The organism is Pseudomonas sp. TAE6080 (assembly GCF_018732265.1).
Taxonomy (GTDB): Bacteria; Pseudomonadota; Gammaproteobacteria; order Pseudomonadales; family Pseudomonadaceae; genus Aquipseudomonas; species Aquipseudomonas brenneri.
The window spans coordinates 83,596-95,928 of the sequence record NZ_JAHIDY010000007.1 but is presented as its reverse complement, the minus strand read 5'-3'; the positions used below and the strand labels follow the sequence as shown (position 1 = coordinate 95,928).

The 12,333-nt window shown below is 61.0% G+C and carries 12 protein-coding genes; 2 read left to right on the top strand and 10 right to left on the bottom strand.

Annotation, left to right across the window (positions count from 1 at the left end; all coding sequences use genetic code 11):
• Positions 1-49: 49 nt before the first annotated feature.
• From KL786_RS07760 to arcD (KL786_RS07750), 3 genes are all read right to left on the bottom strand, one after another.
• Complete coding sequence (locus KL786_RS07760; protein ID WP_065944009.1) at positions 50-1,060, bottom strand: ornithine carbamoyltransferase; 1,011 nt, start codon at positions 1,058-1,060, stop codon at positions 50-52.
• Positions 1,061-1,129: 69 nt separating this feature from the next.
• A complete protein-coding gene (arcA, locus tag KL786_RS07755; RefSeq protein WP_032862523.1) occupies positions 1,130-2,386 on the bottom strand; it encodes an arginine deiminase in 1,257 nt (418 codons plus the stop codon).
• 35 nt (positions 2,387-2,421) lie between these two features.
• The gene (gene arcD, locus KL786_RS07750) at positions 2,422-3,849 is read right to left on the bottom strand and encodes an arginine-ornithine antiporter (RefSeq protein ID WP_029296320.1); all 1,428 of its coding nucleotides are present in this window, start codon (positions 3,847-3,849) and stop codon (positions 2,422-2,424) included.
• 458 nt (positions 3,850-4,307) lie between these two features.
• Here arcD (KL786_RS07750) and arcD (KL786_RS07745) point away from each other — a divergent pair, with 458 nt between their 5' ends.
• Complete coding sequence (arcD, locus tag KL786_RS07745) at positions 4,308-5,735, top strand: arginine-ornithine antiporter (protein ID WP_032862524.1); 1,428 nt, start codon at positions 4,308-4,310, stop codon at positions 5,733-5,735.
• A gap of 102 nt (positions 5,736-5,837) precedes the next feature.
• Here the strand turns inward: arcD (KL786_RS07745) and KL786_RS07740 are convergent, their stop codons facing one another.
• The 7 genes from KL786_RS07740 to KL786_RS07710 form a co-directional block, all read right to left on the bottom strand.
• Positions 5,838-7,187: a CoA transferase gene (locus tag KL786_RS07740; protein WP_215517229.1), complete on the bottom strand. Its 1,350-nt coding sequence runs from the start codon at positions 7,185-7,187 to the stop codon at positions 5,838-5,840.
• A 40-nt stretch (positions 7,188-7,227) separates the two neighbouring features.
• Entirely contained in the window at positions 7,228-8,571 is a 1,344-nt protein-coding gene (locus tag KL786_RS07735; RefSeq protein WP_215517228.1) for a sensor histidine kinase, read from the bottom strand.
• 64 nt (positions 8,572-8,635) lie between these two features.
• Positions 8,636-9,097 (bottom strand): Spy/CpxP family protein refolding chaperone, encoded by a 462-nt coding sequence (locus KL786_RS07730; protein WP_215517227.1) that lies wholly within the window; start codon positions 9,095-9,097, stop codon positions 8,636-8,638.
• A gap of 180 nt (positions 9,098-9,277) precedes the next feature.
• Positions 9,278-9,955, bottom strand: coding sequence for a response regulator transcription factor (locus tag KL786_RS07725; RefSeq protein WP_032862528.1), 678 nt, complete (start codon positions 9,953-9,955; stop codon positions 9,278-9,280).
• Between the two features lie 7 nt (positions 9,956-9,962).
• The gene (locus tag KL786_RS07720; protein ID WP_215517226.1) at positions 9,963-10,370 is read right to left on the bottom strand and encodes an SH3 domain-containing protein; all 408 of its coding nucleotides are present in this window, start codon (positions 10,368-10,370) and stop codon (positions 9,963-9,965) included.
• Positions 10,371-10,476: 106 nt separating this feature from the next.
• Positions 10,477-10,776 (bottom strand): YciI family protein, encoded by a 300-nt coding sequence (locus KL786_RS07715; RefSeq protein WP_065944014.1) that lies wholly within the window; start codon positions 10,774-10,776, stop codon positions 10,477-10,479.
• Between the two features lies 1 nt (position 10,777).
• Complete coding sequence (locus KL786_RS07710; RefSeq protein ID WP_032862531.1) at positions 10,778-11,374, bottom strand: septation protein A; 597 nt, start codon at positions 11,372-11,374, stop codon at positions 10,778-10,780.
• 87 nt (positions 11,375-11,461) lie between these two features.
• Here KL786_RS07710 and KL786_RS07705 point away from each other — a divergent pair, with 87 nt between their 5' ends.
• Complete coding sequence (locus tag KL786_RS07705; protein WP_032862532.1) at positions 11,462-12,325, top strand: PHP domain-containing protein; 864 nt, start codon at positions 11,462-11,464, stop codon at positions 12,323-12,325.
• The last annotated feature ends 8 nt before the right edge of the window (positions 12,326-12,333 follow it).

Here is a 12,333-nt window from a genome sequence, read left to right as displayed (position 1 = left end):
GCTCCCACATAAAGCTCGCTCCCACTGAGTCAGTGGGAGCTGCGTTGGATTACAAATCAGCCAACGTCGAAACCAGGATCGCCTTGATGGTGTGCATGCGGTTTTCCGCTTGCTCGAAGGCGATGCAGGCCGGGGACTCGAATACGTCGTCGGTCACTTCTATGCCGTTGGCCAGGTGCGGATACTGCTCGGCAATCTGCTTGCCGATCTTGGTATCGCTGTTATGGAACGCCGGCAGGCAGTGCATGAACTTGGTGCGTGGGTTGCCGGTGGCTTTCATCAGTTCGCTGTTGACCTGGTACGGCAGCAGTTGCTCGATACGCTCGGCCCAGGCTTCCACTGGCTCGCCCATGGACACCCAGACGTCGGTGTGGATGAAGTCCACGCCCTTGACCGCCGCTTTCGGGTCTTCGGTGAGGGTGATGCGTGCACCGCTTTCTTCCGCGTATTTTTTGCAGCGACCCACCAGGTCATCGTGCGGCCACAGGGCTTTTGGCGCGCAGATGCGCACGTCCATGCCCAGCTTGGCACCGACCAGCAGCAGCGAGTTGCCCATGTTGTTGCGCGCGTCGCCCAGGTAGGCGTAGCTGATGTCGTGGATCGGCTTGTCAGCGTGTTCACGCATGGTCAGCACGTCGGCGATCATCTGGGTTGGGTGGTATTCATCGGTCAGGCCGTTGAACACGGGCACGCCGGCGAACTTTGCCAGTTCTTCGACGATTTCCTGCTTGAAGCCACGGTACTCGATGGCGTCGTACATGCGCCCGAGTACGCGGGCGGTGTCCTTCATGCTTTCTTTGTGGCCGATCTGCGACGAGTTCGGGTCGATGTAGGTGACGTTGGCGCCCTGGTCATAGGCCGCCACTTCGAAGGCACATCGGGTGCGGGTCGAGGTTTTCTCGAAGATCAGCGCGATGTTGTTGCCTTTGAGGTGCTGCTGCTCGGTGCCGGTGTACTTGGCGCGCTTGAGGTCGCGGGACAGGTCCAGCAGGTAGCGCAGTTCGCGCGGGGTGTGGTGTTCCAGGCTCAGCAGGTTACGGTTGTGGATGTTGAACGCCATGATGATTCTCCTTGGATTCGGTAATCGGCCCGGTCGGCACTCGGTAAGCGCCGCCGGGTAGATGGTCGTTTAGTAGTCGATAGGGTCGCGGATGATCGGGCAGGTCATGCAGTGGCCACCGCCACGGCCGCGGCCGAGCTCACCGGCGCTGATGGTGATCACTTCCACGCCGGCCTTGCGCAGCAGGGTGTTGGTGTAGGTGTTACGGTCGTAGCCGATCACCACGCCAGGCTCCACGGCCACCACGTTGTTGCCGTCATCCCACTGCTCGCGTTCGGCGGCGAAGCTGTTGCCGCCGGTTTCCACTACACGCAGGGCCTTGAGGCCAAGGGCGGCGGCCACGGTGTCGAGGAAGTTGGTTTTCTCGCGTTGGATATCGATGCCGTGGGGCTTGCTTTCGTCAGGGCGCAAAGTGAAGGCAACGATCTGGTTGACCACTTCGGGGAAGATGGTCACCAGGTCGCGGTCGCAGAAGCTGAACACGGTGTCCAGGTGCATCGCTGCGCGGGATTTCGGCAGGCCGGCAACGATCACTCGTTCCACCGCCTTGTTCTTGAACAGGTTGCGCGCCAGTTGGCCGATGGCCTGGTGGGACGTGCGCTCGCCCATGCCGATCAAGACCACGCCGTTGCCAATCGGCATCACGTCGCCGCCTTCCAGCGTGGAGGCCCCGTGTTCCAGGTCAGGGTCGCCGTACCAGATCTGGAAATCGGCGTTGGTGAACTCAGGATGGAATTTATAGATGGCGGTGGTCAGCAGGGTTTCCTGACGTCGCGCCGGCCAGTACATCGGGTTGAGGGTCACGCCGCCGTAGATCCAGCACGTGGTATCACGGGTGAACTGGGTGTTGGGCAGCGGCGGCAGGATGAAGCTTGAGTGGCCGAGGAAGTCGCGGAACATCTCGATGGTCTTGCCACCGAAGCTGCTTGGCAGGTCATCGGCCGATACGCCACCGATCAGGAACTCGGCGATCTTGCGCGGCTCCAGGCTGCGCAGCCACGAGCCGACTTCATCGACCAGGCCCAGGCCAACGGTGTTGGCGGTGATCTTGCGCTCCAGGATCCAGTCCAGCGCTTCGGGGATGGCGACAATGTCGGTCAGCAGGTTGTGCATTTCCAGCACATCGATGTCCCGCTCACGCATCTTGGTGACGAAGTCGAAATGGTCCCGCTTGGCCTGGGCGACCCAGAGCACGTCATCGAACAACAGTTCGTCGCAGTTATTGGGGGTCAGCCGCTGGTGGGCCAAACCTGGGGAACACACCATGACTTTGCGCAGTTTGCCGGCTTCGGAATGTACGCCGTACTTAACTTTTTCCGTGGTCATTACAGATCCTCCAGTGAACATAAACAGTGAGGGTGTTACAGGGTCAGGAAGCCGTCGTAGAGCCCATAGGCCGCCACCAGGGCGCCAATGACCACTGCGGCGAAAATCAGCTTCTCGACGTTGGTGAAAATCGGTTTGCCCAATTCACGCTTGGCCTTGGCGAACAGGATCGCGCCAGGGGCGTAGAGCAGGGCGGACAACAGCAGGTACTTGGTGCCACCGGCATACAGCAGCCAGACCGCGTAGATCAGGGCGATGGCGCCGATGAACAGGTCTTTCTTGCGCTCGGCCAGGGCCGCCTCGTAGGTCTCGCCGCGTACCGCCAGCAACAGCGCGTAGGCCGCCGACCACAGGTACGGCACGAGGATCATCGAGGTGGCGAGGTAGATCAGCGACAGGTAGGTGCTGGCGGAAAACAGCGTGATCACCAGGAAGATCTGCACCATCGCATTGGTCAGCCACAGGGCGTTGACCGGCACATGGTTGGCGTTTTCCTTACGCAGGAACTCCGGCATGGTGTGGTCTTTGGCGGCGGCGAACATGATCTCGGCGCACAGCAGCACCCATGACAGCAGCGCCCCCAGCAGCGAGATGATCAAGCCGACGCTGATCAGCACCGCGCCCCAGTGGCCGACCACATGTTCCAGCACGGCGGCCATCGACGGGTTCTGCAGCTTGGCCAGTTCCGGTTGAGTCATGATGCCCAGGGACAGCACGTTCACCAGCATCAGGAACAGCAGCACGGTGATAAAGCCGATGACAGTGGCCTTGCCCACGTCCGAACGTTTTTCGGCACGGGACGAGAAGATGCTCGCGCCTTCGATGCCGATGAACACCCAGACGGTGACCAGCATCATGTTGCGCACCTGGTTCATCACGCTGCCCAGGTCGGGGTTTTTCACACCCCAGATATCAGCGGTGAAAATGTCCAGCTTGAACGCGAACAGCGCGATCAACACAAACAGCACCAGCGGCACGACCTTGGCGACCGTGGTCACCAGGTTGATGAACGCTGCTTCCTTGATGCCGCGCAGGACCAGGAAATGCACGGCCCACAACAGCACCGATGCACCAATCACCGCCGCCGGGGTGTTGCCTTCGCCGAAGATGGGGAAGAAGTAACCGAGGGTGCTGAACAGCAGCACGAAGTAACCGACGTTGCCCAGCCAGGCACTGATCCAGTAGCCCCAGGCCGACGAGAAGCCCATGTAGTCGCCAAAACCGGCCTTGGCGTAGGCGTATACACCGCCGTCCAGGTCAGGTTTGCGGTTGGCCAGGGTCTGGAATACAAAGGCCAGGGTCAACATACCCACGGCAGTAATAACCCAACCAATCAATACCGCACCGACATCGGCGCTGGCGGCCATGTTTTGCGGCAACGAGAAGATCCCGCCGCCAATCATTGAGCCCACAACAAGAGCAACAAGGGCGCCTAATCGAAGTTTTCCGGGAGATTCAGACATTGCGTGACTCCAATGCAGGAGAAGAGAGACCACAGAATAAAACTGTGCGCTATTCAAACAGCTGACTCAGATCACTTCATTGGCACATTCCATTGCGAATTAATGACTTATGGTTGAGTTGTTACAGGCGTATAATTGTTCGGATAAGTGCGTTCCAGAGCCTTTGTCCGTTGTGGTTAATCATTTGTATGTAGGGTATGTAGGGTATGAAGGGTTGACGCTAGCCCGTTTCCCCAGATGTGCAAACTTTTTCAACAGGCTTTGCCAAATACGCTGGGTGACACGAAGACAAGTCATATTTAAATTCTAAATAGGCCTAAACTCTATTAGCTGACATGCCATTAAGTTATGAGGCATTCAGTTTTATTCGCTATAGCTAATAAACGCTGAATACGTTAGATAAATTATCCGAGTGCACAGTTGTTGGCTCAATGACGGTTTGATTTGCAGGAGTTCCTATGTCGCAACCGGCACAAAAGCTTCGACTCGGCGCCCTGATTGCGCTGGTGGTGGGCTCGATGATTGGCGGCGGGATCTTCTCGTTGCCGCAAAACATTGCCGCACGGGCGGAGGTGGGGGCGATCCTGATCGGTTGGGGCATCACCGCCATCGGCATGCTGACCCTGGCCTTTGTGTTCCAGACGTTGGCCAACCGTAAACCCAACCTGGATTCAGGGGTGTACGCCTACGCCAAGGCCGGGTTTGGCGACTACATGGGGTTTTCTTCGGCGTGGGGTTACTGGATCAGTGCCTGGATGGGCAACGTCGGCTATTTCGTGTTGCTGTTCAGCACCCTCGGCTATTTTTTTCCGGTGTTTGGCCAGGGCAATACGCCGGTGGCCATCGGCTGCGCATCGCTGCTGCTGTGGGCCGTGCATTTCCTGGTACTGCGCGGCATCAAGGAGGCGGCGTTTATCAATCAGGTCACCACCGTGGCGAAGATCGTGCCGCTGCTGATGTTTATCGTCATCGCTGCCGTGGCGTTCAAGGCGGATATTTTCACCCGCGATATCTGGGGCCTGGGCAACCCGGAGTTCGGCGGGGTGATGGACCAGGTGCGCAACATGATGCTGGTCACCGTGTTTGTGTTTATCGGTATCGAAGGCGCCAGCGTGTACTCGGCCCGTGCGGAAAAACGTTCGGACGTGGGGCGTGCCACGGTGATCGGTTTTATCGGGGTGCTGGCGCTGCTGGTGCTGGTCAACGTGTTGTCCCTGGGGATCATGAGCCAGCCGGAGTTGGCCAACTTGCAGAACCCGTCCCTGGCGGGCGTGCTGGAGCATATTGTCGGCCCCTGGGGCGCGATGTTGATCAGCATCGGCCTGGCCGTGTCGTTGCTCGGCGCGTTGCTGTCATGGGCCTTGCTGTGTGCCGAAATTCTCTACGCCACCGCCCACGACAAGACCATGCCGGCCTTCCTGAAAAAGGAAAATGCCAACCGTGTGCCGGTCAATGCCCTGTGGTTGACCAATGTGATGATCCAGATTTTCCTGGTGATCACCCTGTTTTCCGCTAGTACCTACACCACGCTGATCTACCTGGCGTCGTCGATGATCCTGGTGCCGTATTTGTGGTCGGCGGCCTATGCCGTGCTGCTGTGCGGGCGTGGCGAAACCTATGAAAATGCCCACCGCGCGCGCCTCAAGGACCTGCTGATTGGAGTGATTGCACTGGGTTATGCGGTGTGGCTGCTGTATGCCGGTGGCCTGAAATACCTGCTGCTGTCGGCGCTGTTGTATGCGCCGGGGGTGATCCTGTTTGCCCAGGCCAAGCGCGAGCAGGGCCAGCCGCTGTTTACCTTGTTGGAAAAAGGCATTTTCAGCTGTGTGATCGCTGGGGCGAGCCTGGCGGCGTATGGGTTGTACAGTGGCGTGCTGAGCTTGTGAGCGATTGTGCGGGCTTCATCGCGGGCAAGCCCGCTCCCACAGTTGATCTTGTACAGCTCAGTCAATGTAGGAGCGGGCTTGCCCGCGATGACAATCGCAAGGTCACCACTGCGCCCGATGCGCGCCCAGTTCCCCTGCTGGCAAATCCCACTGCAGCGGTGTCCCGGTAATAGTGACCGGTGCCAGCAGCCGATGAGCCGGGCCCCAGGCCGTCTGTTCCACCACCAGGCCTTGATCGCTCGGATCTTCTTCACGCAACGCGGGTTGCTCCACACGGTTTCCCGACTCGACCAACAGCTTCGCCGTGCGCGCCAGCGACAGACGTGACGAACCACCACGCCCACTGCGCAGGCGTTCGGCCAACGCCTGTATGGCACTGGCGGCCATCAGGTAGCCGGTTGCATGATCCAGCGCCTGCACTGGCAGCGGCACGGGTTTGTTCGCCTGTTTCCACTGCATGCCGGCGTGGGCAATCCCGCTGCTCATCTGCACCAGGCTGTCGAAGCCCCGGCGATTGCGCCATGGGCCGCTCCAGCCGTAGGCGTTCAGGCTGACGTCGATCAGGCCAGGGGCAATCTGCTGCAGTACGGCGGTGTTGTAACCCAACTGCTCCAGGGCATCGCCCCGGTAGCCGTGGAACAGAATGTCGGCATCCTTGAGCAAGTGCTCGAATAATTGCCGGTCGTTGGGGGTCTTAAGGTCAAGGCGCGCGCAGCGCTTGCCCAGGGTCATTTCCGGCACGACCCCGGGTTCGTTCCAGGTGGGGGCGTCGATACGCAATACGTTGGCGCCAAGGCCGGCGAGAAAACGGCTGGCCACGGGGCCGGCCAGCACGCGGGTCAGGTCCAGCACCTTGATCCCCGCCAACGGGCGCGCCACGCTGCCGCGCCAGGGGATGTTGCTGGCTGCCTCGAAGTTCTGGCGTGCGACCAGGGGCTCCTGGTTGACCGCCAACCCCTGGGGGTGGGTCTGCCAGTCCGGCCATGTACGCATCTGTGCTGCGCAGCCACCTTCATCGATAATCGCGTGTTCCAGCTTGGCCGCGTTCCAGGGGGCTACCTTGAGCGCCATCGCCGCTCGATCCGCGACGTGGCCCAGCACGCGTTCGGCGGCCGCGCGATGATGGGGAGCGTTGGTGTGCAGGCGAATCCAGCCGTCGGCGCAGGCGTAGTCGCCGGCAATCGGGTCCCACAGCGGCGGTACGCTCCAGCCGAGCGGACGCAGTGAGCTGGAGAACCAGAATGAAGCCAGGCGCCGGTCCACGCTGACACTGGGCAGGCGTCCGGTCTGTTGCTCCAGCAGCCGGGCGACGGCCTGGCCCGCCGCACCGATACTGGCACAGGCCAGTTCAGTGACGGCGAAGGTTGAAGGCAGGGCGCCGGCCTCGGTGATGGTCAGCGCGGTGGGTGGCAGATCGAGTGCAACCTCGATGGATGTGAGCAGATCAGTCATCAACGGCCCTCCTTACAAGAAGGGCCATCATAGAAGATCTTCAGGGGAGTGCTGCAACCCCAGGCGTCAGTGGCAATTCCAGAGTGGCGATGAATCCACCGTCGGGGTGGTTGGCCAGGGTCAGGCTACCGCCGTGACGTTCGGCGGCCCGTCGCGCAATCGCCAGGCCCAGGCCATGGCCGGGGGCCGTTTGCCCGGGGGCGCGGTAAAACGGCTCGCCCAATTGCTTCAAGTGTTCGGCATCGGCGCCGGGGCCATGGTCGCGCACACTGATCACAATCTGTTCGGCTATGCTACGGGCCTGTATTTCAATCGGCTGGTTAGGCGGGTTGAAGCGCTGGGCGTTGCGCAACAGGTTATCCAGCGCACGTTCCAGCATGTGCGGCCAGCCTTTGAGTGTCAGCACGGGGTCGGCATGCAACTGCACGAGCTGTTCCGGTGCGCCGAGCTGGGCATCTTTTTGCAGGGTGTTGAGCAGCGGGTTGAGGTCAACGTCTTCGGGGCTGGCGTTGTCGGCATCGACGCGGGCCAGCACCAGAATCTCGCTGATCAAGGCCTCCAGGCGATCGCATTCGAGGGTCAGGCGCGGCCAGAGTTTTTCCCGTGCCTCAGGGGTGGCCCGTTCGGCCAGGGCCAGGGCGATCCGCAGGCGCGCCAGGGGCGAGCGCAGTTCGTGTGACACATCACGCAGCAGTTGGCGCTGGCTGCCGATAAGGCTTTGCAGGCGCGCGCCCATGCGGTTGAAGTCGGTGGCCAGCACCCCAAATTCATCGCGTCGGTTGGCCAGGCGCGCCAGGCTGTTTTGCTGGTACGTGGTCTGGCCCAGATCGTGGACCGCGCCGCGCAGGCGGCTGAGGGGGCGGGTGATCGACAGGGTCACCAGCAGGCTGAACAGGGTCAGTACCACCAGCGCGATCGCCAGCGCACTAAAGGGCCAGAGCAGGCTGCTGCGGTGCCAGGCGTCCAGTTCCGGCAAGGCGATGCGGTAGATCAGCAGGTAGGTGTCGCCGGTCCGTTCACTGGTGTATTCGGCCGTCAGGCGCCGCCAGGGCAGGCGGCTGTCATGGCTGTCATGTTGGCGGGCTTCGAAGGCGGCGGAGCGGCGCGGGAAGGTGCCGCGCACCACCGGGTCACCGCTTTCGTTGAGCACCTGCACATCGACGTGGTACTGGCGCCTGCGTTGTTGCAGCAAGTCCTGGGCGGCGTCTTCGCCTTGGGTTTCATAGACCCGGGTCCATTCTTCGGCCAGGTTATTGAGGCCTGGGTGACGGCTGAGAATCCAGGCGTCCTGGTTGAGCATATGCCCAAGCAGGATCGACAGCCCGGCAACCAGGGCGATGGCCAGCCAGAAACTGGCAAGGATGCGCCAGAAGAGTGAACGCACAGGAAACCCTCAAACAGGAAAAGCCCAGTGGCGCGGGCCACTGGGCTGGGAGGTCGCTAACGCATTATTGCGCTTTTTGCGGTTGTTGCGCTTTCCAGGCCTGGAACTGCTGCCATTCGGCTTTACGCTCGGCGCGTTTTTTCGCCATTTCGTCGAACTTCTTCTGCTGGTCGGGCTTGAGCAGGGCGCGGATATCGGCCTGGGTTTTCTGCTTGGCGGCGGCCATTTCGTCGTTCATGGCTTTCTGCTCGGCGGCCGGCAGTTTATCCAGGTATTTCTTGACCAGTTGCTGGCGACCTTCGCGTTGCTCGCCCATCAATTTACCGATCTGCTGGCGCTGTTCGCGGGTCAGGTCCAGTTGGCTGAAAGGGCCGCCTTTGCCGCGCATGCCGTGTTCACCGCCATGGGCCGGGCCGCCCATCATATGGCCTTCTGGACCACCCATCGGGCCTTGGCCTTCTGGCATGGCCATGGCGACGGTAGGCAGGGCGGCAGCGAACATCAAAGCGATAAGGGTCTTGCGCATGGTGTTTCTCCTTGTCTCGGTTCCGGTGAGTCCGGATGTGAGTAGATTACAAAGATCAAGGTCAGCCGCCGTCAGCGCAGGGTAAAGTTTAAGTAAGGAAGGGGCAGCTACAAGTTACGAGCTACAAGCGGCAAGCTAAGAGCTTTTCACTTGTCGCTGGCTCGTAACTTGTAGCTGCGCTTAAAGACTGTAGTAGTAGCCACGGCTGCGCAGTGCGACGATCCGCGGGCGGCCGTCGGCATGCGGGCCGATTTTCTTGCGCAGGTTGCTGACGTGCATGTCCAGGCTGCGGTCATACAGGGTCAGCTTGCGGCCCAGGGCAATTTGCGCCAGTTCCTGCTTGTCCAGCGGCTCGCCTGGCTGGCGCAGCAAGGCTTCCAGCAGGCGGCTTTCGGACAGGGTGAGGGTCAGTTCCTGATGGTCGATGGTGACGACACCCCGTACCGGGCTGAAGCACAGGTCGCCCAGTTCCAGTTGGCTCGACACCGCCGTCGGGTGACTGCGGCGCAGGACTGCGCGCAAGCGGGCGGTCAGTTCGCGTGGGTCGCATGGCTTGGCCAGGTAATCATCGGCGCCCAGTTCCAGGCCGAGGATCCGGTCCAGGGGCTCGCCCCGGGCCGAGAGCATCAGCACCGGCAATTCCGGGTGGTCGGCGCGCAGTTGCTTGAGCAACTCCAGGCCGCTGCCATCGGGCAGCATCACGTCCAGCACCACCGCCGCCGGAGCGGCCTCGGCCAGGGCCTGGCGTGCGCTCACGCCGTCATGGCAAGCGCGTACCTGGAACCCTTCCTGGCTCAACCAACTGGTCAGCAGCTCACAGAGCTCCTGGTCATCATCTATCAGTAACAGCTCGCTCATGACTCACTCAATTTAGCCATTGTCGACGGCGCCGATGCCCGCCACTGGCGAAGATACCGCACAGCAGGGCAACCAGCGCAACTCCCGCACCAATCACGAACCACTGCTGCTGATCGGTGAGCCAGCGTGGCAGGGTACCGCCTTGCGCTTCCTTGAGTTGTTGGGCAAGGCGTTGATTGTCCTGGCGCAGCCGGCTCAACTGCGCACTCTCGCGGGCGGCATCGGCAGTTTGCAATTGTTTGCTCAGTTCTTCGCGCAGGCGTTCGCTTTCTTTCAAGCGTTGCTGCAACTCGGTGACCTGGCTGCCGGCACTCAAGGACAGGGGCGTTGAACTGCCGGTGTTCGAGGTTTCTTCAGCATGGGCCGTAGCCCCGATCGTTAACACTGCCAACAGACACAACTGACTTAAGCGCATCGGAACTCCTGATTCCACACGAATATTCAGAACGTTGTCGGCAGGTTACCGAGAATAATGAGCGATTAGGAGTACGCCGAACCCAATAGGTTCAGCGCTACATCGATCAAGGCAGGACTTGTTTGAACGGTTTGATCACGACATCGGCATACACACCGGCAGCCACATACGGGTCGGCCTTGGCCCAGGCCTGGGCGTCGGCCAGGGAGGCGAACTCGGCGACGATCAGGCTGCCCGTGAAACCGGCGTCGCCCGGATCATTGCTGTCGACCGCCGGGTGCGGGCCGGCGAGCACGATGCGCCCTTCGGCTTGCAGCGCCTTGAGGCGTTCCACGTGGGCCGGGCGCGCGGCCAGGCGTTTTTCCAGGGAATTGGCGACGTCGGTGGCAATGATGGCGTAGAGCATGTCAGTCCTCGGTTTTTGGCGTGGTAGGGTCGGTGTCATGCAGGTGGCGCGACAGGTAGATGCCCTGGGCAACCAGGAATACCACGGTCATGCCCAGGCTGCCGAACACCTTGAAGTCGACCCAGTAGCTCTGGAAGGTAAAGGCCACGAACAGGTTGGCCGCGCCGCAGAACAGGAAAAACAGGATCCAGGCGATGTTCAGGCGGGTCCAGATCGGCTCCGGCAAGCTCAAGGCGTGGCCCATGATCCGCTTGATCAGCAGGCGGTCGCCAATGAAATGGCTGCCGATAAAGGCCAGGGCGAACAGCCAGTTGACCACCGGGGCTTTCCATTTAAGGAAGGTTTCGCTGTGGAAGGCCAGGGTCAGGCCGCCGAAGACCAGGCAGGCGATGAGGGTCAGCCATTGGCTTTTTTCCAGCTTGCGCTGGGAGATGAAGATCGCGCCGTAGACCACCAGGGAGCTGATGATCAGTACCGCCGTGGCGCTGTAGATGCCGCCGAACGACAGCTCATGGCCGCCGATATCGATGACCCGTGGATCAGTTTTGAAAACGATGAAGAACAGCAACAGCGGGATGAAGTCGATGAATTGTTTCACAGTAAGAGCCAGAAGCTGGATGTGGCGGCATAATAACAAACATCCTTGGTTGCGATAGCGCCAGCTGACTTGAGGTTACACACTCCCGTGAATGTTGATTTGCACTGCCACAGCACGGCCTCCGACGGCGCCCTGGCGCCCGCGGTACTGGTTGCGCGTGCGTTTGAAAAAGGCGTGCGAGTCTTGTCGTTGACCGACCACGACACCCTTGAAGGCCTGGATGAGGCCCGTAGTGCCGCCACAGCGCTGGGGATGCAACTGGTCAATGGCGTCGAATTGTCCTGCACCTGGGGTGGTGCGACCATTCATGTGTTGGGCTATGGGTTCGACGTCACGGCCCCGCCGCTGGTGGAGGCCATCGCCCGGTTGCACGATGGCCGCTGGCTGCGGTCCGAAGAAATAAGCCGCAAACTGGCGCTCAAGGGCATGCCCAACGCCCTTGAAGGCGCCCGTGCGATCCAGCAGGAACTGGGCGACAGCGGCAACGCTCCGGCCCGTCCGCATTTTGCCGACTGGATGGTGCGCGAAGGTTTCGTCAAGGATCGCGCCGAAGCGTTTCGCAAATGGCTGGGCGCCGGCAAGCTGGGGGACGTCAAGCTGCACTGGCCGACTCTCGAAGACACCGTGGCCACCCTGCGCGCTTCAGGAGCCTGGGTCAGCTTGGCGCATCCCTGGCACTACGATTTCACCCGCAGTAAACGCCGCAAGCTGATAGGCGACTATATTCAAGCGGGTGGCCACGCCATCGAAGTGGTCAATGGGCATCAACCCGCCGAACAGGTTGGCAGCCTGGCGATTCTTGCCCGTGAGTTTGGTCTGCTGGTCAGCGCCGGCAGTGATTTCCATGGCCCAGGCGGCTGGTCGGAGATTGGCGAATACCGCCCGGTCCCTGAAGACTTGCCGCTCCTGTGGGGGCGATTCAAGCATGACCCCATTACCGCCACCGTCTGAACAGGTAG

Coding starts and splice junctions, on each gene's coding strand:
- KL786_RS07760 (WP_065944009.1), bottom strand. CDS start 1,060: ATGGCGTTCAACATCCACAACCGTAACCTGCTGAGCCTGGAACACCAC.
- arcA (WP_032862523.1), bottom strand. CDS start 2,386: ATGACCACGGAAAAAGTTAAGTACGGCGTACATTCCGAAGCCGGCAAA.
- arcD (WP_029296320.1), bottom strand. CDS start 3,849: ATGTCTGAATCTCCCGGAAAACTTCGATTAGGCGCCCTTGTTGCTCTT.
- arcD (WP_032862524.1), top strand. CDS start 4,308: ATGTCGCAACCGGCACAAAAGCTTCGACTCGGCGCCCTGATTGCGCTG.
- KL786_RS07740 (WP_215517229.1), bottom strand. CDS start 7,187: ATGACTGATCTGCTCACATCCATCGAGGTTGCACTCGATCTGCCACCC.
- KL786_RS07730 (WP_215517227.1), bottom strand. CDS start 9,097: ATGCGCAAGACCCTTATCGCTTTGATGTTCGCTGCCGCCCTGCCTACC.
- KL786_RS07725 (WP_032862528.1), bottom strand. CDS start 9,955: ATGAGCGAGCTGTTACTGATAGATGATGACCAGGAGCTCTGTGAGCTG.
- KL786_RS07720 (WP_215517226.1), bottom strand. CDS start 10,370: ATGCGCTTAAGTCAGTTGTGTCTGTTGGCAGTGTTAACGATCGGGGCT.
- KL786_RS07715 (WP_065944014.1), bottom strand. CDS start 10,776: ATGCTCTACGCCATCATTGCCACCGACGTCGCCAATTCCCTGGAAAAA.